The organism is Massilia agrisoli (genome assembly GCF_020831365.1).
GTDB classification, from domain to species: domain Bacteria; phylum Pseudomonadota; class Gammaproteobacteria; order Burkholderiales; family Burkholderiaceae_D; genus Telluria_A; species Telluria_A agrisoli.
The window spans coordinates 88,029-112,016 of record NZ_JAJHPV010000020.1; the positions used below are offsets into that span (position 1 = coordinate 88,029).

Genomic DNA, 23,988 nt, shown 5'->3' on the forward strand with positions numbered 1-23,988 from the left:
AACCAAGGAGAGCCATGCCAGAGAAAGACCAGACGCCGCCCGCGTCCGCCAGTGCCGCAGGCGACGGGTCCGCCGCAGAAGCACCGATGTTCAGCCGCGCCGCGTGGGCGCGGATCCTGCCGTTCATCACCTACATCTTGTTCATCCTGGTGGCCGACCTGCTTGGCCGCCTCGGATGGAATGCCCACGACTTGAGATGGCTCTACGCCGTCAAAATCAGCGCCGTCATGCTGATGCTGGTCATCTTCCGCCGCCACTACACCGAATTGCGCGACGCCCGCCTGGGGTTGGGCGCGGCCATCGCCGCGCTGGTCACTGGCGCGGTGGTGCTGGTGCTGTGGGTCAGCCTGGACGCGGACTGGATGATCATCGGTTCGCCCGACGGTTTCAACCCCACCACCGATGGCCGGATTGACTGGCTGATGGTGGCGGTGCGCATCTTCGGCGCGGCGCTGGTGGTGCCGGTGATGGAAGAGTTGTTCTGGCGCTCTTTCCTGATGCGGTGGATCGACAACGCCGATTTTGAAAAAGTTGAACCAGCGAAAATTAGCTTGAAAGCATTTGTTGTCACAACTTTATTGTTCGGCTTTGAACACAACCTTTGGCTGGCTGGAATCGTCGCCGGGGCGGCTTTTAGCATCCTATATGTTCGGCACCGCACGTTGTGGTCGCCCGTTTTAGCTCATGCTTTGACAAACGGCCTGCTGGGCGTCTGGATTGTCACTACCGGTAACTGGACTTATTGGTAAGGGCAAGCTACGGTTTCCAGCAGCACTATCAATAAAAAGATGGCTGATATGTTGAAACCTTTCCAAACTACTTTGGGCGCGCACGCGCCGCGCGCCTGCCGGATTGCCCTGATGATCGGCGCCGTCTGCAGCATGCAAGTGTCCCAGGCCGCCCCCGGCGACGAGGGCTTCGATGTGATGGCCGGGCTCGGTTACTTCCACGATGACAACCTGTTCCGCCTGGCGGACGACCAGCCGGCCTTCGACGGCAAGCGCAGCGATTCGGCGCGCCAGGCCCACGCCGGCCTGGTCTTCAACAAGACCTACAGCCGCCAGAAGATCTACGCCCAGGCCAAGCTGACCAAGGTCGAGTTCGACCATTTCGACCAGCTCGATTACGACGGCAAGGACCTGCAGGCGCGCTGGAACTGGCAGCTGGGCAACCGCTTCGAAGGCGTGCTGGGCGCGAACTATGAGCAGACCCTGGCGCCGTACACCGATTTCCGCAGCAACGAGCGCAACCTGCGCGAGCACCGCCGCCAGTACTTCGACGGCGCCTGGCGCTTCCATCCGAGCTGGCGCGCCCGTACCGCCGCCTCGCATGACAAATACGAATACGAGCTGCTGGCCCAGCGCTTCAACAACCGCACCGAGGATGCCTACGAGGCCGGGGTCGACTACCTGCCGCGCAGCGGCAGCACGGTGGGCCTGGTGGCGCGCAAGGTCAAGGGCAAGTACGACAACCGGCGCATCCTGGGCGGCCTGTCGCTCGACGAGAGCTTCGAGCAGGACGAGCTGAAGGCGCGGGTCAACTGGATCGCCAGCGGCAGCACCACGGTGCAGGTGCTGGCCGGGCACGCCAAGCGCAAGTACAAGTCGCGTTCGGAACGCGACGCCAGCGGCTTCAACGGCCGCATCACGGCCACCCACCAGCCGCGCGGCAAGATGCGCTACACGGCGGCGGCCTGGCGCGAGTTCTCCGCTGTCGAAAGCAACATCGTCAGCTACAGCCTGAACCGCGGCGCCAGCGTCGGCGCCACCTGGGACGCGACCGCCAAGATCCGGGTCGACGCCAATGCCAGCTACGAAAAACGCGCCTACAACGCGCGCGTGTCGCAGGGCGCCGCGCAGGACCTGGACGACTCGCTCAAGCAGGCGGCGCTGTCGGCCACCTGGAGCCCGCGCCGCACGGTGGCGGTGACGGCGCAGGTGGCGCGCCAGGAGCGCAGCGGTTCGCCGTTCCTGGGCCTCGGCCGCTTCAAGTCCAACACGGTGTCGCTGGTCGCCAACGCACAGTTCTGAGCATGACGGTCAATGATATCCCCCTGATCTCATTCTTCCAGCGAGTCCTCGACCCGCTGATCATCATGGGGACGCTGTACGTGGCGACCCTGCTGTACCAGGAGCCGTTCAACGGCTACTCGCTGGTGCTGATGGTGCTGGCCTTCTTTATTTCGTCGGCGGTGTACCAGCATGTCGACCCGTACAAGCCGTGGCGGCGCGGGCGCATGGGCGCGTATGTGCGCGATACCGTGCTGGGCTGGGTGCTGACGATCGGGGTGCTGCTGTTCCTCGGTTCGGCCAGCGGCCTGTCCTACTATTTCGACGAACGCGTGGTGCTGTTGTGGTTTATCGCCACGCCGGTGTTCCTGCTGGCCAGCCACCTGGCGGTGCGGCGTTCGTCGATCGGGCCCGGCAGGAAGGGCGGGGTGCGTTCGGTGGTGGTGGTCGGCGCCAACAACGCCGGGCTGAAGTTCGCCGGCAACTGCGCGCGCCAGCCCAACCTGTTCATGGAAGTGCGCGGCTTCTTCGATGACCGCGCCGACGAGCGCCATCCGGAGGCGCTGCGCCATCCGATGCTGGGCAAGATGGACGACATCGCGGCCTACGTCCGCCAGCACAACATCAAGATGATCTTCATCAGCCAGCCGATTTCGGCGCAGCCGCGCATCCGCAAGCTGCTCGACGCGCTGCAGGACACCACCGCCTCGGTCTATTTCCTGCCCGACGTGTATGTGTTCGACCTGATGCAGGCGCGCTTCGACAATGTCGGCGGCATGCCGGTCGTGGCCATCTGCGAAAGCCCCTTCATGGGCGTCAACAGCATGGTCAAGCGCACCAGCGACATTGTGTTCGGCGCCGCCATCTTGCTGATGCTGCTGCCGGTGATGGCGGTGATTGCCCTCGCGGTCAAGCTGACCTCGAAGGGGCCGGTGATTTTCCGCCAGCGCCGCTACGGCCTGTATGGTGAAGAGATCATCGTCTACAAGTTCCGCTCGATGACGGTGACCGACGACGGCAGCACCATCGTGCAGGCGCGCAAGAACGATGCGCGGGTGACGCCGATCGGCGCTTTCCTGCGCCGCAGTTCGCTCGATGAGCTGCCGCAGTTCGTCAACGTGCTGCAAGGGCGCATGAGCATCGTCGGCCCGCGCCCGCACGCGGTGGCGCATAACGAGCAGTACCGCAAGCTGATCAAGGGCTACATGCTGCGCCACAAGGTCAAGCCAGGCATCACCGGCTGGGCCCAGGTCAACGGCATGCGCGGCGAAACGGAAGTGCTGGAAAAAATGGAAGCGCGGGTGCAGTACGACCTGGACTACCTGCGCAGCTGGTCGCTGTGGCTGGACCTGTGGATCATCCTGAAGACGGTCAAGGTGGTGCTGACGCGCGAGAACGCGCACTGAACAGTGCAACAAAAGTTCCACCAACAAGCGCTTCCTTAAACGCCGCTTAAGCAGCCTCCGCACGATTGGCGCAGCGGTTGAATTTGGGTTTTGAGGCGTTAGAATGATCTGAAAATTGCAATGTTTTCAATATGGCCTCAAGGGCGTAGCATGTTGTAGGCACTGCACTGAAGAAGGGTTGGTATAAGAATGAAGAAAGCACTGATTACCGGGGTGACCGGGCAGGACGGCTCCTACCTCGCCGAGCTCTTGCTGGCCAAGGGTTACGAGGTACACGGCATCAAGCGCCGTTCGTCGCTGTTCAACACCGACCGCATCGACCATATCTACCAGGACCCGCACGCGCCGAACCCGAATTTTTTCCTGCATTACGGCGACCTCTCTGACACCTCCAACCTGACCCGCATCCTGCACGAGGTGCAGCCGGACGAGGTCTACAACCTGGGCGCGATGAGCCATGTGGCGGTGTCGTTCGAGTCCCCCGAATACACCGCCGACGTCGACGGCATCGGCACCTTGCGCCTGCTCGAAGCGATCCGCTTCCTGAAGATGGAAAAGACCACGCGCTTCTACCAGGCCTCGACCTCCGAGCTGTACGGGCTGGTGCAGGAAACGCCGCAGCGCGAAAGCACGCCGTTCTATCCGCGCAGCCCGTATGCGGTGGCCAAGCTGTACGCTTACTGGATCACGGTCAATTACCGCGAGGCGTATGGCATGTACGCCTGCAACGGCATCCTGTTCAACCACGAATCGCCGCGCCGCGGCGAAACCTTCGTCACGCGCAAGATCACGCGGGCCCTGGCCAACATCGCGCTGGGCCTGGAAGGTAAGCTTTTCCTCGGCAACATGGATGCGCTGCGCGACTGGGGCCACGCGCGCGACTACGTCGAGATGCAATGGCTGATGCTGCAGCAGGACCGGGCCGAGGATTTCGTCATCGCCACCGGGCGCCAGTATTCGGTGCGCCATTTTGTCGAAGTGGCCGCGCGCGAGCTCGGCATCGACATCGAATGGCGCGGCCATGGCGCCGCCGAAACCGGCACGGTGGCGGCGGTGCGCGGCGAGCGCGCCAAAGGCGTGCGGGTGGGGCAGGTCATCGTGGCCGTCGACCCGCAATATTTCCGCCCGACCGAAGTCGAGACCCTGCTGGGCGACCCGGGCCGGGCGCGCGACAAGCTGGGCTGGGTGCCGCGCATCACGTTTGAAGAAATGGTGCAGGAGATGGTGGCGCATGACCTCGACAAGGCGCGCCGGCATGCTTTGCTGAAGTCGCATGGATATAACGTAGCAATTTCACTGGAGTGAGTTTTGAAGAACGAGCAACCACGTATTTTTGTCGCCGGCCATAAGGGCCTGGTCGGTTCGGCCATCGTCCGCGTCCTCAAGGGCCAGGGCCTGGCCAACATCGTCACGCGCAGCCACGCCGAACTGGAACTGACCGACCAGGCCCAGGTGCGCGAGTTTTTCCGTACCGAACAAATCGACCAGGTCTACCTGGCCGCGGCCAAGGTCGGCGGCATCCATGCCAACAATACCTATCCGGCTGAATTCATCTACGACAACATGATGGTGCAGGCCAATGTGGTGCACGAGGCATGGAAGAGCGGCGTGCAGAAGCTGCTGTTCCTCGGTTCGTCCTGCATCTACCCGCGCATGGCCGGGCAGCCGATCCGCGAGGAATACCTGATGAGCGGGGCGCTCGAGCCGACCAACGAGCCGTATGCGATGGCCAAGATCGCCGGCATCAAATTGTGCGAGAGCTACAACCGCCAGTACGGCACCGATTACCGCAGCGTGATGCCGACCAACCTGTACGGGCCGGGCGACAACTACCACCCGGAAAACAGCCACGTGATCCCGGCGCTGATCCGGCGCTTCCATGAAGCCAAGGTGGGCGCCGCGCCGGAAGTGGTGATCTGGGGCAGCGGGCGGCCGATGCGCGAGTTCCTGTATGTCGACGACATGGCCGAGGCCAGCGTCTACGTGATGCAGCTCGACCGCGCAACCTATTGCGACAACACCGACCCCATGCATTCACACATCAACGTCGGCACCGGCCAGGATGTCACGATTGCCGAGCTGGCCAGGCTGGTGGGCAAGGTGGTGGGCTACAACGGCAACATCGTGTTCGACGCAAGCAAACCGGACGGCACGCCGCGCAAGCTGCTCGATGTATCGAAGCTGCGCACGCTGGGCTGGAGCGCGCGCACCACCCTTGCCGACGGCCTCGGCAGCGCATACCGCGCCTTCCTGGAAAGCCAGGCGGCGCACTGATTTCCTGCTTGAAAAGGCAGGCGGGCGCGTCCTACGGGGCGCGCCAATTTCTGGGTCCGTGATAAATTTGTAAAGAGTATTGTTGATTCGGCAAGACCCAACCAACGATAAAAAGAGGAACTATCTTGAACAACACTGACATGGCTAGCCCGATGAAATACAAGACCACACCACCACCGCGCCGCGCCCTTGGCGCCGCCGCACTGATCCTCGCCATCCTCGCCACCGCCGCCCTGACCGGCTGCGGCGACAAGGAAACCGAGGCCAAAAAACCAGGCCAGGCGATCGCCAGCGTCAACGGCGAAGAGATCACCACGATGCAGCTGAACGAAGAGCTGCAGCGCGCCAACATCGCCCCGGCCAACCAGCAGGCCGCCAGCAAGCAACTGGTGCGCGTGCTGGTCGACCGCCAGCTGCTGCAGCACGAGGCGGAAAAGGAAAAGCTCGACCGCGACCCGAAGGTGATGCAGGCGATCGAACGCGCCAAGGCGCTGATTATCGCCCAGGCCTACATGCAGAAGCACATCGGCACCCAGGCCAGGCCGACCCGCGCCGAAGTCGAAGCCTACTTCAACGCGCATCCTGAATTCTTCAGCAAGCGCAAGGCCTTCGACATGCAGCAGCTGGTCATCGCCACGCGCGACCTGACGCCGGAAGCGAAGAAGGCGGCGGAAACCTCCAAGTCGCTGGAAGAAATGGCGGCCTGGTTCGACGCCAACAAGGTCAAGTACGCGCGCAACCGCGTTACCCGCAGCACCGCCGACATGCCGCCGGAACTGTCGGCCAAGCTGATGTCGATGCAGAACGGCCAGATTTTCGCCGTGCGTGAAGGCGAGCGCAGCCTGCTGGTGTCGATCGCCGATGTGCGCGACGCGCCGGTCACGGTCGATGTCGCCGCCCAGCAGATTGAACAGTTTTTGATGAACAAGAAGAACAAGGATGCCGCCGATGCCGAACTGGCGCGCCTGCGTTCGACTGCCAAGATCGAGTACCTGAACAAGGACCTGGTGCCGGATGCAACGGCGCCGGCGGCCCCGGCGGCCATGCCTGCCGCGGCCGACACCGCCGCCGCCAGCCCGGCCACCACCGGCGACGCGGCGGCGACAAGCGCCGAGCAGAAAGCGGCACTCGATCGCGGCGTAGCCGGACTGAAGTAAGCGCGTTAATTTGAACAACAACATTTTCACGGAAGAGGGCACATCATGAAACGACTCGTAAACTGGTTGATGGCAACCGCGCTGGTAGTGGGCATGGGTTTCGCCGGCATGGCCAGCGCCGCCGAAACCCCGCTGGGCGCGGGCGACGTGGTCAAGCTGTCGGTCTACGGCAATCCCGACCTGGCGCTGGAGACCCGCATCAGCGAAGCGGGCACCATCACCTTCCCGCTGGTCGGCCAGGTGGAAATCGGCGGCCTGTCGGTGGCGGCGGCGGAAAAGAAGATCGGCAACCTGCTCGAGCGCGGCGGCTACCTGAAGAAGGCCCAGGTCAACATGATCGTCACCACGCTGCAGAGCCAGCAGGTAGCGGTGCTGGGCCACGTCAACCGCCCGGGCCGCTATCCGGTCGAAGGCAAGCGCAGCGTGCTTGACCTGCTGGCGATGGCCGGCGGCATGTCGGCCGAAGGCGGCGACGCCATCAGCCTGGTGCGCAACCGCAAGGGCGCCGTGACCCGCGAGACCATCGACATCGTGCAGATGGTGCGTTCGGGCCAGCTCGACCAGAACATGGAAGTGGCCGGCGGCGACGTGATCTACGTCGAACGCGCACCGCGCTTTTACATCGTCGGCGAAGTCCAGCGCCCAGGCGCCTTCAAGGTCGAGCGTTCGATGACCGTGCTGCAGGCCCTGTCGGCCGGCGGCGGCCTGACCGCGCGCGGCACCGACCGCGGCATCCGCATCACCCGCAAGGATGCCAGCGGCAAGCCGACCATCATCAACGCCAGGCACGACGACATCGTGCAGGTCGACGATGTGATCACGGTAAAGGAAAGCTGGTTCTAAGCTTTCTCCTGCAATGCAAGACGACTTGAGGTTCAACCATGAATGTTCACCAATTTTTGCTCATCCTGCTGGCGCGTAAAAAGCTCATCCTGGCGGTGCTTGCCGCCACGGTGCTGCTGACGCTGGGTTACAGCTTGCTTCAGGCAAAGACGTACAAGGCGACCGCATCCGTGCTGTTGAACTACAAGGGCGTCGATCCGCTGACCGGGCTGACCATGCCCGGCCAGCTGCTGCCGGGCTACATGGCCACGCAAATCGACATCATCGGCAGCAAGAACGTCGCGCTGCGCGTGGTCGACCAGCTGAAACTGGCCAGCAGCCCGGCCGTTGTGGCCCAGTTCAAGGAAGCATCCGACGGGCGCGGCACCGTGCAGGACTGGCTGGCCGACTTGCTGCTGCGCAAGCTTGAAATCGTGCCTTCGCGCGAGTCGAGCGTGCTGGAAATTTCCTTCAAGGGCGCCGACCCGACCTTCGTGGCGGCGGTGGCCAACGCCTTCGCCGACGAATACCAGAAACTGTCGGTGCAGCTGAAAACCGAACCGATGAAAAAGGCCTCGACCTATTTCGACCAGCAGACCAAGCAGCTGCGCGACAACCTCGAGGCCGCGCAGGCGCGCCTGTCCAAGTACCAGCAGGAGAAGGGCATCGTCAGCCTGGACAACAACCGGGTCGATGTCGAGCTGTCGCGCCTGAACGACCTGTCGGCCCAGATGGTCGCGGCGCAGTCGCAGTCGATTGAAGCGGGCTCGCGCGAGCGGATGGCCAATGGCGCCGGCGGCAGTTCGCCCGACGTCGCCAACAACGCGATGGTGCAGAACCTGCGCGTCTCGCTCAGCATGGCCGAATCGAAGCTGGCCGAAATGGGCCAGCGCCTGGCCCGCAACCACCCGCAATACGTCGCTTCCAAGGCCGAGGTCGACCAGCTGCGCCGCCAGCTGAACGGCATCGTGTCGAACGTGTCTTCCAGCGTCAGCAACAACGCCGAAGTGCTGCGCCAGCGCGAGAACGAACTGCGCAGCGCGGTGGCGGCGCAAAAGATCAAGGTGCTGGAACTGAACCGCGCCCGCGACGAGCTGGGCGTGCTGCTGAAAGACGTCGAGAGCGCCCAGCGCGCCTACGACGCCACCTCGCAGCGCCTGTCGCAGACGCGCATCGAAGGCCAGTCCGAGCAGTCCGATATTTCCACGCTCAACCCGGCCACGCCGCCGATGGCCGCCGACGGCCCGCGCGTGCTGTTCAACACCCTGGTGTCGCTGCTGCTGGGCACCATCCTCGGCGTAGCCATCGCGCTGCTGGCCGAAATGCTGAACCGCCCGATCCGCTCGCCGGGCGACCTCAAAGAGTCGCTCGGCATTCCGGTGCTGGGTACGATCGAATGGAATCCGCCGCGCCGCTACAACAGCGCGGGCCTGAAGAACCTGTTGAATCCGCGCCGATTGCGCCTGAACTAAAGAGACGGACCAGACTATGAACTCTCCAGTGCTGTCAGCGGCGACGCCGCCTCCCGAGCATCACCACGTAAGGCCCCCGATCGACCGCCCGGCGCCCGAGACCACCAGCATGGGCGCCATGCTGCTCGATTCCGGCAAGCTCACCCCTGAAAACGCCGAGCGCGTGCTGCGCATGCAGAAAGAACTTGGCATCCGCTTCGGCGAAGCGGCGCAGCGCCTCGGCCTGGTGACCGAATCGGACATCCAGCAAGTGCTGGCGCGCCAGTTCGAGTATCCCTACCTGCAGCGCGGCGAAGCGAATTTCTCGCCCAACCTGGTGGCCGCGTTCGAACCGTTTTCGCCCCAGGTCGAAGCCTTGCGCGCCGTGCGCAGCCAGCTGATGCTGCGCTGGTTCGCGCGCGGCCGGCGCGCACTGGCCGTGGTCGGCGTGGGCGAGGGCGATGGCGTGAGCATGTTCTCGGCCAACCTCGCGGTGGTGTTTTCGCAGCTCGGCGAGCAGACCCTGCTGGTTGACGCCAACCTGCGCCATCCGTGCCAGCACGAAATTTTCGACCTGAAGGGCCGCCAGGGCCTGTCCGACATGCTGGCCGGCCGTGCCGAGCTCGACGTGGTGCAGCGCATCCCGTCCTTCGTCGACCTGTCGGTGCTGCCTGCCGGCACCTTGCCGCCGAATCCGCAAGAACTGCTGGCGCGCGCTTCCTTCCGCGCGCTTAACACCCAGCTCGAATCGCGCTACGACGTGGTGCTGTACGACGTGCCGCCGTTCTCGAAAGGCGTCGATGCGCTGGCGGTGGCCAGCCGCGCCGGCGGCGTGCTGCTGGTCGCCCGCAAGGACCGCACCCGCATTTCCAATGTCAGCCGGATGGCCGAGCAAATGGCGCAGGCCGGCGCCGAAGTGGTCGGCTCGGTGGTGGTGGACTTCTGATGACGGCGCACGCACAGCGCGGCATGCGCATCGACATGGGACAGGCCCGTGCCGCCATGCCTGAATGGCTGCCGGTCGTGCTTGGCCTGCTGGTGTTGTTCGTCCCGACTTTCTACCGCCTGGCCACCGGCGCCTGGGCCACCGAAGAACAGGGCCACGGCCCGATCATCTTCGCCCTGTTTGCCTGGCTGACCTGGCGCAAGTGGCCGGAAATGCTGGCCGCCACCAATCCGGGCGACACCTCCTGGGCCGGCTGGCCGCTGCTGGCCATCGGCCTGTTGCTGTACATGTTCGGGCGCTCGCAAAGCATCCTGATGCTCGAAGTGCTATCGATCGTGCTGGTGCCTGCCGCGGTACTGCTGGTCAAGCGCGGCGCGCGCGCCCTCAAGGTGCTGTGGTTCCCGTTCTTCTTCCTGTTGTTTATGGTGCCGCTGCCGGCCGAATTCGTGGCGATGGTGACGATGCCGATGAAGATGGCGGTGTCCTACGTGACCGAACACCTGCTGTTCATGGCCGGCTACCCGATCAGCCGCTCCGGCGTGATTTTGCAGATCGGCCAGTACCAGCTGCTGGTGGCGGACGCCTGCGCCGGCCTGCAGACTTTGCTGACCCTTGAAGCACTCGGCCTGTTCTACCTGAACCTGGTGCGCCACCCTTCCGCCTTCCGCAACATTGCGCTGGCGATCCTGATCATCCCGATTTCGTTCGCGGCCAACGTGATCCGCGTGATCACCCTGACCCTGATTACGTACAACTTTGGCGACGCCGCCGGCCAGGGCTTCCTGCACGGCTTTGCCGGCATGGTGCTGTTCCTGACGGCGCTGGTGCTGATTTTGGCAATGGACTCGCTGCTGCAGTGGATCATCCGCCGCAGGCAGGGTCGCGCCGCGCCCAAGGGGAGGGCCGCATGAACCGCCGCATCCTTGCCAGCGTCGTGCTGGGCGCCGCCATGGTCAGCGCCTCGGCGCTGACCGGCGCGCTGACCCCGACCGTCAAGCTGGCCGAGCAACAGGGTCAGTTCAAGCTCGAGACCATGATCCCGGCCTCGTTTGGGCAATGGCAGGTGGACACCTCGATCGTGCCGCTGCAGGCCGACCCCGAGCAGCAGGAACTGCTGGAAAAAATCTACGACCAGACCTTGTCGCGCACCTACGTCGACCGCGACGGCCAGCGCGTGATGCTGTCGATCGCCTACGGCGGCGACCAGAGCCGCGCGCTGCAGATCCACCTGCCCGAAGTCTGCTACGTGGCCCAGGGATTCGACATGCTCGACTCGCGCGACGATATGCTCGACACCGGCCACGGCGTGGTGCCGGTCAAGCGCCTGGTGGCGAAGCAAAATGCCCGCAACGAACCGATCACCTACTGGATCACGGTCGGTGACAAGGCCATCAAGTCCGGCATCGAGCAAAAGATCCAGCGCTTCGCCTATGGCTTGTCGGGCAAGATCCCGGATGGCATGCTGGTGCGCGTCTCGACCATCGGCCCGAATGCGGCCAGCGCCTACCAGGTACAGGACCGCTTTATCAAGGACATGCTGTCCGTGGTCGACGGCCGCGACCGGGTTCGCCTGATGGGGGCCGCTACCGCCGAACGGACGGCCGCGCGCTGATGGACCCGATTCTCCAGTATGTCTTCACCGCGCTGCCGTTCATCGTCGTGCTGGCGATGGCGGTGCTGTCGGTGGTCGGCATCGGCGTCGGCCTGGTGCAGCCGCGCATGCTGGCCTATGTGTACCTGGCGATCTTCTTCCTGTTTAATTCCTCGACCTACGGCAACCTCGCGCTGATGTCCGGCGGGAACATCTATGGCCGCGGTTCGGGATTGCTGTATTTCCCGCTGCTGCTGTGGTACCTGCTGGGCGCCTGGTGCTGCGCGCGGGTGGCTGCCACCTTCTCGCGCGAGGCGCTGCAACCTTGCAACCTGCGCCCCTGGTTCTGGGGCTGGGCCGCGCTGCTGGCGCTGCACGTGGTGGCCGCCTTCTTCCTCGACGTCAAGCTGCGCGAGGCGCTGGCGCCGTCGGGCTTCTCGAACATCGTCTGGATGGCGCCGCTGGTGTCCTTGCTGCTGCTGTCGTTCCGTACCCGCGCGCACGTGATCGAGCTGTCGCGCTTCGTCATGCTGATGGGGCTGGGCCGCGCCACCTACGGCCTGGCGCGCTGGGCCATCGGCGGGGGCGACCCCAACAATGTGTACGCCAACATGAACGCCATCAAGATCAAGCTGACCTTCTTCGACATCAACGACAGCCTGCTGTGCGTGGTGGCCCTGTCGATCGCCGCCGTCAACCTGTTCCAGACCGGCCAGGCCCACGCGTCGCGCTTCTGGCGCAGCGTCGAGTGGGCCACCTTGCTGGCCACCACCGCCTGCATCGTGCTGTCCTACCGCCGCACCGCCTGGATCGGCCTGCTGCTGGCGCTGGTCGTCATCGCCTTCCGCTTCCCGCTGGCGCGGCGCACCCAGATGCTGGTGTTCGGCCTGCCGGCTGCCGGCGCCGCCGTGCTGTTCGTGGCCATCCGGCGCCTGTCGCAGACCAAGGGCGCCACCGGCGGCGGCATCGAGCGCTTTTTCTACGACATGGGCTCGCGCCGCTTTGGCGCCGAGAGCGAGCGCGTGCTTGAACTGAAGTATGCGCTGGCCGACTTTTTGTCGAACCCGATCACCGGCATTGGCTCATGGGGCCGGTATACCGGCTACCAGCGCATCACCTGGCAGGCCGGCCCGGATGGCGGCACCTTCATCCACAGCGGGGTGCTGCACCTGACGCTCAAGAGCGGCTTGCTGGGGCTGTTCCTGTTCCTCGGGCTGGCGTTCGCGTTCTACACCTTTACGCGGCGCGCGCTGCGCCAGCTGCCGCCGGAACTGGTCGGGCTGGGCACCGCCGGGCTGGCGGGCATCGCCTTCATGCTGCCCGACTTTTTGATCGGCACGCCGGTGCCCCAGCTGCGCACCACCCAGCTGCTGGCCTTCTGCATGGCCCTGCCGTATGTGGCGATGGCCGGAACAGCCGCCGCCAGGACCGCCCAGGCGGCCGCGCCGGTGCATCTGCGCAGCGCCGCGCTGGCAAGCCAATGAGGATGGCGGATCGCTGCCAGATGGCAGGATTTGGTTGTTGCTGGGAGGCGCCATGAACCTGCGCCTGATGCGTAACGCCGTGTCCAACCTGATGGGCGCGGTGGTGCCCGCGCTGGTCGCGCTGGGCACCGTGCCGCTGGTGGTCAAGGGGCTGGGCGAGGCCGGCTATGGCGTGTATTCGCTGGTGACCGCCATCGTCGGCTATTTTGCCGTCATCGACATCAATGTGACGGCCGGCTCGGTCAAGTTCATCGCCGAGCACAACGCCCGCGAAGACCGCGACAAGATCAACCAGACGCTGTTCTTCGGCATCATCGTGTACGCGCTGATCGGCCTTGTGGGCGGGCTCGGCCTGTTCTTCGGCGCCAGCTACTTGGTCAACGATGTGTTTACCGTACCGGCCGCCATCGTGCCGGAAGCGGTTGCCACCTTGCAGCTGGCCGCGCTGGGGTTTTTCCTCGGCCAGCTGCAGACCTACCTGCAAAGCGTGCCGCAAGCCTTGATGCGCTACGACATCTCCAGCCGCATCGAAATGTTCTTTGGCACCCTGGTGCCCCTGCTGACCGTTGGCGTGCTGATGCTCGGCTACGGCCTGTTCGAGGTCATCCTGCTGCGCGTGGCCGCCAGCAGCATCCACTGCCTGATCCTGTGGGCCGGCATCCGCCGCCTGCTGCCGGGGCTGGCATTTCGCTGGGCTGGCGCGGCCGTGCGGCGTGAACTGCTGGGCTTTTCCGCCTACTCGTTCCTGTCGCGTTTCGCTTCGCTGTCGTACGCCCACGCCGACAAGCTGATCATCGGCGCGCTGGTCGGGGTCACCGGCCTGGCCTACTTCACCGTGGCGGCCACCCTGGCCAACCGCATCCTCGGCATGACCTACCGCCTGTCGGGCGTGCTGTTCCCGGCCGCCAGCGCGCTCGCTGCCGGCGGCGAATTCGACCGCCTCAACCGCCTGTACCTGACCGCCAACCGCTATGTGGTGTTCCTCAACGCCGCCATCCTGGTACTGGTGGCCGTGTTTGCCGAACATATCCTGCGCTACTGGATGAATCCTGATTTCGCGCGCAACGGCGCGCTGGTGCTGGCCGTGATGGCGATGTCGCAGTTCATCGATTCGCTGACCAGCCTGCCGTCGCTGGTCAATGACGGCATGGGCCATCCGCGCGTGTCCGGGCTGTTCGCCGTCGCCCGCGCCTGCACTGGCCTGGTGATTGTCTATATCGGCGTACGCCTTGGCGGCATCGACGGCGCCGCCTACGCCCACCTGGCCGCGTCGGTGATCTTCACCATCGCCTTCCTCGGCTACGTCCACGGCCGCACCGTCCGCACCTCGCTGCGCGACTTGCTGGTCCATAGTTATTTCCCGACCCTGATCGGGGTGGCGGCCATTGCCGTCGCGGCGCGCCTGGCCGACGACCGGCTGGCCCCGACCGTCTCGAATTTCGCCTTGCTGCTGATGGCGACGATGGCCTTGCTGTTTGCGCATGGCATGTTGTTCGTCATCGAGCGCGGCGACCGCGACGCCGCCTGGCTGAAGGTCAAGAAGGCGCTCGGCCACGCGCGGGGGAAGCCCGCTTGAAGATCCTGATGGTTTCCGAAGACTTGCCCGGCACCCAGATCGGCGGGCTGGGCAAGCACGTTGTCACCCTGGCCAATAACCTACTGGCGCAAGGCCATCAAGTCGACATCCTGGGACGCAACGACCGCGGCCTGGACGCATGCGCCGCCCAGATTGGTTTCCATGGCCGCTTTATTCCCGGATTCGACTATGCGCGGCCCGGTTGGAAGGAATTGCAGCTGGGCGTGTTCAATCCGCTCAAGCGTCCGTTCTTCGCGAAAAAAATCGCCGGCGCCATCAACGCCCGCGCGCGCCATTACGACGTGGTGCATTACCACGGCCACCTGCCGATGACGGGGCTGTACCTCGATCCCGGTATTAATTATGTGCAGACCCGCCACGACCAGGGCAGTGAATGCCTGACCCACCTGCGCTTCCGCAGCGGCGAGGTATGCACGACGGTGACGCCGCAGGACTGCTCGGCCTGCATTTCCGCCAATGCCGGCCCGTTGCGCAAAGCGGTCACCGCCGTTGCGGTGCGCAACTACCGTGAAGGCGCCGCCGCGTCCTTCGGCAGCCAGAAGACCGTGTTCGTGTCCGAATTCCTGCGCCGCCAGTTCCTGCGCGCCGTGCCCGGGGCGGACCTGTCGCGCACCCGGGTGATCCACAACTTTATCGATTACGCGCGGCTGGCGCGCCACACCCGGGCCGCGGCCGGCGAAGTCCACCGCGGGCAGGTGATGCTGGTCGGGCGCATCGACGCCGGCAAGGGCTTCGGCGAATTCCTGGCGGAAGCGGCGCCGCGCCTGCCGCCGCACGCGCAGGTACTGATCGTCGGCGACGGGCCCGAGCGCGAGGCGCTGGCAGCGGCCTACGCCAGCGCCCGCATCCGCTTCCTCGGCTGGAGGGAGTATGACGAGGCCATCGCGCTGGCGGTGCGCAGCCACGTCTGCGTGGTGCCGTCGGTGTGCGAGGAAGCCTGCAGCACCACGGTGCTCGAGGCGCTGGCGCTGGGCAAGCAATGCGTGGCGCTGGCGCGTGGCGGCACCCCCGAATTGTCCGGCTACCAGCGCTACCCCGGCCAGCTGCAACTGGGCGCAACCATGCGCGAGCTGGTCGGCAAGCTGGTGCTCCAGCTGGACGGCGCCCCGCTGGTGCTGGCGCCGGCGCCCGCGTTCGGCGCCGATTCCCTGCAAGTGATTCCGAAACTACTGGATTTTTATGCTGAATAAACCCACTTTCTCCATCGTGACCTGCACTTGGAACAGCGCCGCTACCCTGGGCGACACGCTGGCGTCGGTCGCGTCCCAGACCTGCGGCGACGTCGAGCACATTTTTGTCGACGGCGGCTCCACCGACGGCACCCTGGACATGATCGCCGCCTACCAGGGCAACAAGCGCGTGCTGCGCGACGTCAAGGGCGGCATCAGCCGCGCGATGAACGAGGGCATCCGCCATGCGAAGGGCGAATACATCGCCCACCTGCACTCGGACGATTACTACTTCAGCAATGACGTGCTGGCCACCGTGGCCGAGCGTTTCGCCGCCGACAAGGTGGATTGGATGTTCGGCAATATCCAGGTGTTGAAGGACGACGTGCTGCAGGCGCCGCACACGATGAACCCGTTCAGCTACCAGTCGCTGGCGGCGGGCAAGGCCTTCGTCCCGCACCCGGCCGTATTCGTGCGCAAGGCCGCGTTCGAGCGGGTAGGGGTGTTCGACGAGCAGCTCAAGTACGCGATGGATATCGACCTGTGGCTGCGGCTGGGCGCCGTCGCGCGCCCGTCCACCGTCGACCGCACCTTTACCGTGTTCCGCGACCATGCCGGCAGCGTCTCGTCCGCCAACAAGATCAAGGCCCGCCAGGAGGAGTTCGGGGTGCGCCGCCGCCATATGGACAAGGCCCCGCTCGCCTTCGGCATGTACTGCCTGCGGTACATGAAACGCATGCGCCAGCTGCGCCGCGACGGATAATACTGGGTAAATTGTTAAATTACTGTTCAATAAACTAAGCTTGCAAGTTCGAAAACTAAGCTGATTGAAGGTCAATTGACAGCCGAATAAATGGTGTTGCTTTCACGCAGATTCCGTGAAGAATCATAGGCTTAAACGGGGAAATTGCCTCACTGAAATTTAATTTGCGGTACTATGAGTCCTGCCTAAAGCGAACTCAGCGCTTTAACAATCGCGCGCCAGCCACAGTGGCTGGGCAGCGAAACCGCAGCATTCATTTTCACGGAGTTAGTTTCATGAACCGTTATTCGCACCGAATCCTCCGCGCCGCCCTCATCACGGCGACGCTGTTCGCGGGCATCGAAGCGCGCGCGGACTGGGCCCAGTCGGCCGACCCGCTGGTGATCCAGCCGGCGCCGCGCGACTACCAGATCCAGGCGCAGAATCCGCCTGGTTTCACCTGGGCGCGCCATGCCACCGGACCTGCACAATACGAAATCGAGATCCTGGCCCAGGGCTCGACCACCCCGATCCGCGCCATCGTCGACCGCAACTGGTACCTGCCGACCAAGGCTATGGCGCACGGCAACTACACCTGGCGCGTGCGCCCGGCCACGTCGAGCGACTGGTCGGCCCAGCGCCCGTTCTCGATCACCTCGCGCTCGACGGTGTTCGAAGTGCCTGACAACGCGACCCTGCGCTCGCGCATCCTGGCCAAGGCCCGCCCGCGTTCGCTGCCTGGCACGGTCACCCCGTTCTCGACCTGGAGCACGGCCAAGAAGACCGACCTCGAAGCGTATTCGAGCCGCCTGACCAATGAAGTCAAGCTGCAGATTACGGCCTTGCCGGTACTGTCGGACGACCGCTGGCCGCTGGTCATCACCTCGCCCCTGACCGCGGCGATGGCCGCCCAGCAGACCGACATCCGCCAGCGCATCAATGAAGCGAGCCGCCAGCTCGAAGCTGCCGCGCTGATCTACCGCATCAAGCGCGAGAAGATCTTCCTGGACGAAGCGCTGCGCAAGGGCGACCAGCTGGCCTCGCTGAACCCGAAAGGCCCCACCAGCTACGTCAACCAGGACCAGGCCACCCGCCAGATCGCGCTGTCGCTGATCAAGGCAGTCGACATCCTGGCTGGCGACCTGGACGCTACCCGCAAGGCCAAATGGCTGTCCACCGTGGCCGTGCGCTCGAATGAAATCTACGCCAACCTGGCGGGCGACAACGGTCGCCTCGACCAGTATCCGTTCGACTCGCACGCCAACACCAGCCTGGTCTTCATGGTGCTGATCTCGAGCCTGTCGCTCGGCGATATCCCTGAAGCGCAGAAGTGGTTCGATTTCTCGTTCCGCGCCTACGCCAACAGCCCGTCGCCATGGAGCGGCCCGGAAGGCGGCTATGCCAACGGCACCGCCTATGCCGAATACACCGCCGGCTACCTGGTCGCGCTGTGGGACCCGCTGTCGCAGGCCACCGGCGTGAACTTCTACGCCAAGCCATGGACCCTCGGCTTCCTCGACTTTGCCACCCAGTTCACCCCGCCGGGCTCGAACAAGCACTCGTTCGGCGACGGTTCCGAGCAAAAGCCGGACACCCGCGTGTTCCGTGCCTTCGCCTCGCGCCTGGTGTCGCCGCGCGCCGCCTGGTACGTCAAGGGCCTGGGCGGCATCGAAGACTCGCTCAGCCTGCTGCAAGCGCCATACCCGCTGCCGGTCGCCCACACGACCTTCCTGTCGCCACCGTCGAACTCGGCCTACTACCCGAGCATCGGCTGGGCCGCGATGCACAGCGACATCGCTTCGCCGGGCCGCACCTCGGTCTACTTCAAGTCCAGCCCCTACGGTTCGTTCAACCACAGCCACGGCGACCAGAATGCCTTCCTGCTGTCGGTGGCCGGCCAGCCTTTGATCACCAAGGCCGGCTGGTATGACTGGTACGGTTCGCCGTACTGGAAAGACTGGTACCACCAGAGCAAGTCGCAGAACACGATTACCTTCGACGGCGGCGTTGGCCAGCTGGTCGACGGCTACCGCGAGACCCTGCAGCGCAACGGCCGCATCACCGGCTTTGCCGCCCAGCCGACCTACGACTTCGCCGAAGGCGACGCGCAGCTGGCCTACGGCGCCCAGCTGACCCAGGCCAAGCGCCAGCTCTGGTACCTGCGCAACCAGAACGCCGTGGTCATCCGCGACAAGCTGAGCTCGGCAGTTGCACGCAAGTATGAGTTCAACATGCATGCGCCGATCGCCTTCACCGTCGAGGACGCGAAAAACGTCAAGATCGCGATCAACGGCCAGTCGGTGTGCGTCCGTTCGCTCGGCGCGGGCGCCTGGGAAAAGCGCATCGGCGCGGCCCCGAAGCCAGGCACCATCGAAGACCACGGCGCCTTCGTGCTGGCTGGCAGCCCGAACGTGCTGACCGAGTTCCTGGTCGTGCTCGACGTCGGCTGCAAACGCCCGGCAATGAGCGTCACCACCACCGGCACCGGCACCTCGGCAACGCGCACGGTTACGGTGGGCTCGCAGTCGATCACGCTCAATTAAGGTAACATCGCCCAGGCCGGGTTCGCCCGGTGCTGGCGGGAACAATGTCCTTCCGTCCGCGTTTGCGGTTGGGAGGACATTTTTTTTGCCCAGGGATTCCATGCCTTTGCGACGCCGATGAAACAGGTCATCCTGATCCACGCCCACAAGGACCTCGACCAGCTCAACGCGCTGGTCGGCCAGCTGGCGCATGAGGACTTCATCATCTATGTCAATGTGGACGCCAAGTCCGCGCTCGACGTCACACGCATCAGCCCGCAGGCCCGGCTGGTGCGGCAACGCATTGCGGTGCACTGGGGCGACTGGAGCCAGGTCCGCGCCATGCTCAATTCGCTGGAAGAGATTGTCGACGGCGTGCCCGAATTCGATAAAGTTGTTTTCATCAGCGCCCAGGATTTCCCGCTGCTGTCCAACCAGGCCTTGCAGCAGGCGCTCGACGCGGCGCGCGGCAGCGAACTGCTCGAATGCGCGGCGATCGGTCCGGATGGCTGGGCCTGCCAGGAACGCTACCAATATTTTTACTGGCCGAGGGGAGGGCGCCTGGCCAAGACTGCCGGCAAGGTATTGCTGCACGCCATGCGCACGCTGGGCTTGCGCCGCAAGATGGCGGCGGGCATGCGGCCATACGGCGGCTCCTGCTGGTGGGCGCTCAGCCGGCCGTGCATCGAGATGATTCTCGCCAGGGTCAGGAACGAGCCTTCGCTGGAACGGTATTTCCGCACGGTGGCTTGCCCGGATGAAATGTTTTTCCAGACACTGGTGATGGATTCGCCGTTCGCCGCGAAGGTCGTGTCCAATAATTTCCGCTACATCCGGTGGCCGGACAGCGGCGCGCGCAATCCCAAAATTCTCGACGCCGGCGACTTCGACGACATTGCCCGATCCGGCGCCCATTTCTGCCGCAAGATCGATAGCGCCGCCAGCGCGGCCCTGCTGCCGATGCTGGTGCGGCTTAGTTCCCCGCGAACCGCCCGGCACGACTGAGGCACCGCAACCGTCGCCAGGCCGTGCGCTGGCATCGTCGAGTCATGCCATGTGGCGTGCCAGGCGGGGGCGGGATGAATGTACTGATGGTCGGGGCCGGCAATGCCGGATGCGCACTGGGCGCCTTGCTGGCGCTGGACGGGCACCGGGTGGCGCTGCTCAAGACGTCGCGCGCTTTGCACGACGAAAACTTCGACCTTGTGCGCGCGCGCCTGGCGGTCACCGTGGTCAGCAATCCTGAAGGCGGCGCCACCCGCACTGCCAGCCTGGCGCTGGCCACGCGCGACCCGGGCGAAGCGTTTGCAGTGGCGCCGGACGCCATCATCATCACCACGCAGACCCAGTGCCACCCGCGCATCGCCGCCATGATCGGCCCCTACCTTTCCGCCAGCCAGCTGGTGCTGCTGGCGCCCGGCTACATGGGCTCCTGCCATTTCCTGCCGTGGCAGGCCAGCGCCGGCTTCATGCTGGCCGAGGGCGAAAGCCTGCCCTACGATGCGCGCCTCGTTGCGCCGGGGGTCGTTAACATCTTGTACCGCAACACGCGCAACGCGCTGGCCTTTGTGCCGCGCGAGCGCAGCGCCGAAGGCCTGGCCCGCGCCGCCCGCCTGTTTCCTACCTACGTTGCCACCCGCACCAACGTGGTCGAATCGGCGATGCACAACCCGAACCTGATCGTCCATACCATCGGCACCTTGCTGTCGGCCAGCCGCATCGAATACGCGCAGGGCGAATTCTGGATGTACAAGGAGGCCTTCACGCCTGCGGTGCTGCGCCTGCTGGCGCGCCTTGACGACGAAAAGAACGCCGTCATCGAAGCCACCGGCGGCAAGCCCTCGCCGTACTTCGACGAGTGCCGCTTCCGCAACGAGGAAGACCTGGAGCAGCCCGCGCTGTCGGTGTTCCGCCGCTACGCCGAAGAGGGCGGGCCGAAGGGTCCGGCCAGCATCGACACCCGCTTCATCACCGAAGACGTGCCGATGGGCCTGGCGCTGATGTCGTCCATCGGCCGCCTGATGGGCGTGCCCACCCCGGTGGCCGACGCGCTCATTGTGATTGCCGGCGGCTTGCTCGACCGCGATTTTTCGCGCGAGGCGCGCACCCTGGCCAGCCTTGGGTTCGGCAACGTCTCGCCGGCCGAATTCCACCGCACCATCAACGGATAAGGCGATGACAATTCCCGGCTGGCTCGGTGCGCGCTACTATGCCTGGCGGCCATGGCTGCCGGAACGCCTGCTATACCACCCCGATTTTTTCCGGGTCCGCGCGCTGTTGCGGCTGGACCCGGCGCTGGGGGCGGCGCACGCCAGGATACGCCTGCGCCATATACTGGTTGGCGCGCTGACCCATGTGCCGTACTATCGGCGCACGGTGCCGGTGACGCCGGACGAAGCGCGCCACGAGCCCTTGCATGAAGTGCTGGCGCGCTTCCCGCTGCTGTCGAAGGACGAGGTCATGGCGCAGCAGCGCGCATTCCTCGACGCCCGTTTCGACCCCCGCACCCTGTTCTACGCCACCAGTGGCGGTTCGTCCGGGCAGGGCATCGGCATGTGGCGCAGCAAGCGCGTGGCCGACATAGAAAAAGCCTTCTTCAGCCATGAATGGGGCAGGTTCGGCTTCAGCTTCAACAAGGCGCGCACCTTGCGCATCGGCGCGGACGCGCGCCGCCTGGCCCACGAAAGCCCATGGCGCATTGTCGGCAACCGGCTGATGCTGTCGCCTTACCATATCAACGCGCGCTACAAGGCCGAGATTGCCGGGGCGATCCAGCGCTTCCAACCCGCCTTCGTGCACGCTTATCCAAGTTCGGCGGCGGCGCTGGCCGAACTGCTGTCGCCTGGCGACATCGGCATGCAGCCCAGGGCCGTGCTGCTGGCGTCGGAGCCGGCAACCGGACCGCAGCTCGCTGCCATCGGGCGGCTGTTCCGCTGCCCGGTGTCGGTCAATTACGGCCTGTGCGAGCGCACCAACCTGGCCTTCGCCAACCATGTCGACGGCGTCACCTCGCCGTATGCGTTCCAGCCCTTGTACGGCTGGTCCGAAAACCGCCTTGCCGACGGCCGCGCCGAAATCGTCGGCACCTCGTTGTGGAACGATGTGATGCCGCTGATCCGCTACCGCACCGGCGACTACGGGCTGATCGAGCCTGATGGCCGCTGCGCCGCGATCGACGGGCGCGGCCACGAATTCCTGGTGGACCGCTATGGCAACCACATTCCGGGGCTGGCGATTGTGATCGACGAGGCGACCTGGGACTTTGTGCGCCTGTACCAGGTACGCCAGCGACAGGCAGGCGCGATTGCGCTGGCGGTAGTCGGACGCCACGGGCCGCTGAGCGCTGCCCAGAAAGCCTTTCTGCTCAATGCCCAGCTGCGTCGGTGGGGCGGGTTCTTTGACATTGACATCGAGGAGGAGAATGATATTCCCCTGGCCGCCAACGGAAAGCGGAAGCTGGTAGTCGGGCTGACATAGGCGGCGGGAACAGGAGCTTCCCGGCAGGGGGCGCACGATTGTCATTGTTGCAATATCGAAACGACCACTTGGGTTAGAATCGCTCAGCACCCACTCGTTGCAACTAGGAAATTCATGCGCCGTACACCCCTGTCCATCGCTTTCGTCATCCGCGATCCGCTGCCGCCGATCCGGGCCGACGTGCTGACCCTGTTCGGCGCCGAGATGCCCCAGTACGGCATCGGCACCGACCTGGTCGGGCAGGTGGGCGGTGAGGCTGCGGCGGGCGGCTGGAGCGCGGGCGCCGTGCACCCGGTAGGCAGCCTGAAGCACAAACTGGCCAGCGTCCTGTCGCCGTTCTGGGACGCCCTTGGGCTGGCCCGCGCCTGGCGCCGCGCGCCGCTCGATTGCATCCAGGTGCGCGACAAGATCGCCAGCGGACTGGTCGGGCGTGCCGCGGCCGCCGTGCTGGGCCTGCCTTTCGTCTACTGGATGTCGTTCCCCATCGTCGAAGGCTTCGAGGTGCGGCGCGACGAGATCGGCCGGCGCGGCCGCGGCTTGCGCTGGCTGGCCCACGCGGCGCGCGCCGCGCTGTCGCGCTACGTGATCTACCGCCTGGTGCTGCCGGGCGCGCGCCATATTTTCGTGCAAAGCGACGCGATGGCCGACTGGCTGGCCGCCAAGGGCTTCAACCGCGCGCGCATGACGGCCGTGCCGATGGGCGTCGACGCCAACCTGTTCCGGCGCGCCTCGGTCACTCCCAGCACCGACCCGCGGCTGGACGGGCGCCGCGTCATCGTCTACCTGGGCCGCATCGCGCAGTCGCGCAAATCGGATTTCCTGCTCGACGTGGTCGAAGCGCTGCGTGAGCGCCAGCCCGACATCCTCCTGGTGATCGCCGGGGACGCGCCTTCGGCCGATGAAATGGAATGGATGCGCAGCAGCATCAGCAAACGCGGCCTCGACAGCCACGTGCTGCTGACCGGCTGGTTGCCCCAGCAGGCAGCGCTGGGCTACGCGGTGCGGGCCGAAGTGGGCCTGTCGCCGATCCCGCGCGGCGCCTTGTTCGACGTCTCCTCGCCAACCAAGCTGGTCGAATACCTGGCGCTCGGCATCCCCAGCGTCGCCAACGACATCCCCGACCAGCGCCTGGTGACTGCCCAGAGCGCCGCAGGCCTGTGCGCGCCGATGGAGGCAGGGGCCTTCCGCGACGCAGTCCTCGAACTGCTGGGCAACCCGACGATGGCCTCGCAATTTGCCGCGCGCGGCCCGGCCTGGGTGCGCACCCACCGCACCTACACCGTGCTGGCGGAAAAAGTTGCCGCCGCCTACGATCAGATCTTGCCGGACCGGCCTTGCTGA

General features: G+C 65.1%; 20 protein-coding genes. All 20 read left to right on the forward strand.

The window, feature by feature from the left end; genetic code table 11:
• Positions 1-14 precede the first annotated feature (14 nt).
• The 20 genes from LMJ30_RS17000 to LMJ30_RS17095 all read left to right on the forward strand — a co-directional run bounded on the left by LMJ30_RS17000 (position 15) and on the right by LMJ30_RS17095 (position 23,988).
• Positions 15-749, forward strand: coding sequence for a CAAX prenyl protease-related protein (locus tag LMJ30_RS17000; protein WP_307729355.1), 735 nt, complete (start codon positions 15-17; stop codon positions 747-749).
• A 48-nt stretch (positions 750-797) separates the two neighbouring features.
• Complete coding sequence (epsL, locus tag LMJ30_RS17005; protein ID WP_229433620.1) at positions 798-2,030, forward strand: XrtB/PEP-CTERM-associated polysaccharide biosynthesis outer membrane protein EpsL; 1,233 nt, start codon at positions 798-800, stop codon at positions 2,028-2,030.
• 2 nt (positions 2,031-2,032) lie between these two features.
• A complete protein-coding gene (locus LMJ30_RS17010) occupies positions 2,033-3,415 on the forward strand; it encodes an undecaprenyl-phosphate glucose phosphotransferase (RefSeq protein WP_229433621.1) in 1,383 nt (460 codons plus the stop codon).
• A 189-nt stretch (positions 3,416-3,604) separates the two neighbouring features.
• Positions 3,605-4,720, forward strand: a complete 1,116-nt coding sequence (gene gmd / locus LMJ30_RS17015) for a GDP-mannose 4,6-dehydratase (protein ID WP_229433622.1) — start codon at positions 3,605-3,607, stop codon at positions 4,718-4,720.
• Positions 4,721-4,723: 3 nt separating this feature from the next.
• A complete protein-coding gene (gene fcl / locus LMJ30_RS17020; RefSeq protein WP_229433623.1) occupies positions 4,724-5,689 on the forward strand; it encodes a GDP-L-fucose synthase in 966 nt (321 codons plus the stop codon).
• 125 nt (positions 5,690-5,814) lie between these two features.
• Entirely contained in the window at positions 5,815-6,846 is a 1,032-nt protein-coding gene (locus LMJ30_RS17025; protein WP_229433624.1) for an EpsD family peptidyl-prolyl cis-trans isomerase, read from the forward strand.
• Between the two features lie 45 nt (positions 6,847-6,891).
• Entirely contained in the window at positions 6,892-7,689 is a 798-nt protein-coding gene (gene epsE, locus LMJ30_RS17030; RefSeq protein ID WP_229433625.1) for a polysaccharide export protein EpsE, read from the forward strand.
• Between the two features lie 38 nt (positions 7,690-7,727).
• Entirely contained in the window at positions 7,728-9,140 is a 1,413-nt protein-coding gene (gene epsF / locus LMJ30_RS17035) for a chain length determinant protein EpsF (protein WP_229433626.1), read from the forward strand.
• A 16-nt stretch (positions 9,141-9,156) separates the two neighbouring features.
• Positions 9,157-10,065, forward strand: coding sequence for a chain length determinant protein tyrosine kinase EpsG (epsG, locus tag LMJ30_RS17040; RefSeq protein WP_371873041.1), 909 nt, complete (start codon positions 9,157-9,159; stop codon positions 10,063-10,065).
• On the forward strand, positions 10,065-10,976 hold the full coding sequence (gene xrtB / locus LMJ30_RS17045) for an exosortase B (protein WP_229433627.1): 912 nt from the start codon (positions 10,065-10,067) through the stop codon (positions 10,974-10,976). The genes epsG and xrtB overlap by 1 nt, the downstream gene beginning before the upstream one ends.
• Positions 10,973-11,677: an exosortase-associated protein EpsI, B-type gene (gene epsI / locus LMJ30_RS17050; protein WP_229433628.1), complete on the forward strand. Its 705-nt coding sequence runs from the start codon at positions 10,973-10,975 to the stop codon at positions 11,675-11,677. The genes xrtB and epsI overlap by 4 nt, the downstream gene beginning before the upstream one ends.
• Complete coding sequence (locus LMJ30_RS17055; RefSeq protein WP_229433629.1) at positions 11,677-13,140, forward strand: O-antigen ligase family protein; 1,464 nt, start codon at positions 11,677-11,679, stop codon at positions 13,138-13,140. The genes epsI and LMJ30_RS17055 overlap by 1 nt, the downstream gene beginning before the upstream one ends.
• A 52-nt stretch (positions 13,141-13,192) precedes the next feature.
• On the forward strand, positions 13,193-14,716 hold the full coding sequence (locus LMJ30_RS17060) for an oligosaccharide flippase family protein (RefSeq protein ID WP_229433630.1): 1,524 nt from the start codon (positions 13,193-13,195) through the stop codon (positions 14,714-14,716).
• 8 nt (positions 14,717-14,724) lie between these two features.
• The gene (locus LMJ30_RS17065; RefSeq protein ID WP_229433631.1) at positions 14,725-15,927 is read left to right on the forward strand and encodes a glycosyltransferase family 4 protein; all 1,203 of its coding nucleotides are present in this window, start codon (positions 14,725-14,727) and stop codon (positions 15,925-15,927) included.
• Entirely contained in the window at positions 15,917-16,669 is a 753-nt protein-coding gene (locus LMJ30_RS17070; RefSeq protein WP_229433632.1) for a glycosyltransferase family 2 protein, read from the forward strand. The genes LMJ30_RS17065 and LMJ30_RS17070 overlap by 11 nt, the downstream gene beginning before the upstream one ends.
• 275 nt (positions 16,670-16,944) lie before the next feature.
• Complete coding sequence (locus LMJ30_RS17075) at positions 16,945-19,191, forward strand: heparinase II/III domain-containing protein (protein WP_229433633.1); 2,247 nt, start codon at positions 16,945-16,947, stop codon at positions 19,189-19,191.
• 117 nt (positions 19,192-19,308) lie between these two features.
• A complete protein-coding gene (locus LMJ30_RS17080; protein ID WP_229433634.1) occupies positions 19,309-20,175 on the forward strand; it encodes a beta-1,6-N-acetylglucosaminyltransferase in 867 nt (288 codons plus the stop codon).
• Positions 20,176-20,249: 74 nt separating this feature from the next.
• A complete protein-coding gene (locus LMJ30_RS17085) occupies positions 20,250-21,341 on the forward strand; it encodes an NAD/NADP octopine/nopaline dehydrogenase family protein (protein WP_229433635.1) in 1,092 nt (363 codons plus the stop codon).
• 4 nt (positions 21,342-21,345) lie between these two features.
• Positions 21,346-22,647, forward strand: a complete 1,302-nt coding sequence (locus LMJ30_RS17090; RefSeq protein ID WP_229433636.1) for a phenylacetate--CoA ligase family protein — start codon at positions 21,346-21,348, stop codon at positions 22,645-22,647.
• Positions 22,648-22,761: 114 nt separating this feature from the next.
• Positions 22,762-23,988 (forward strand): glycosyltransferase, encoded by a 1,227-nt coding sequence (locus LMJ30_RS17095; RefSeq protein ID WP_229433637.1) that lies wholly within the window; start codon positions 22,762-22,764, stop codon positions 23,986-23,988.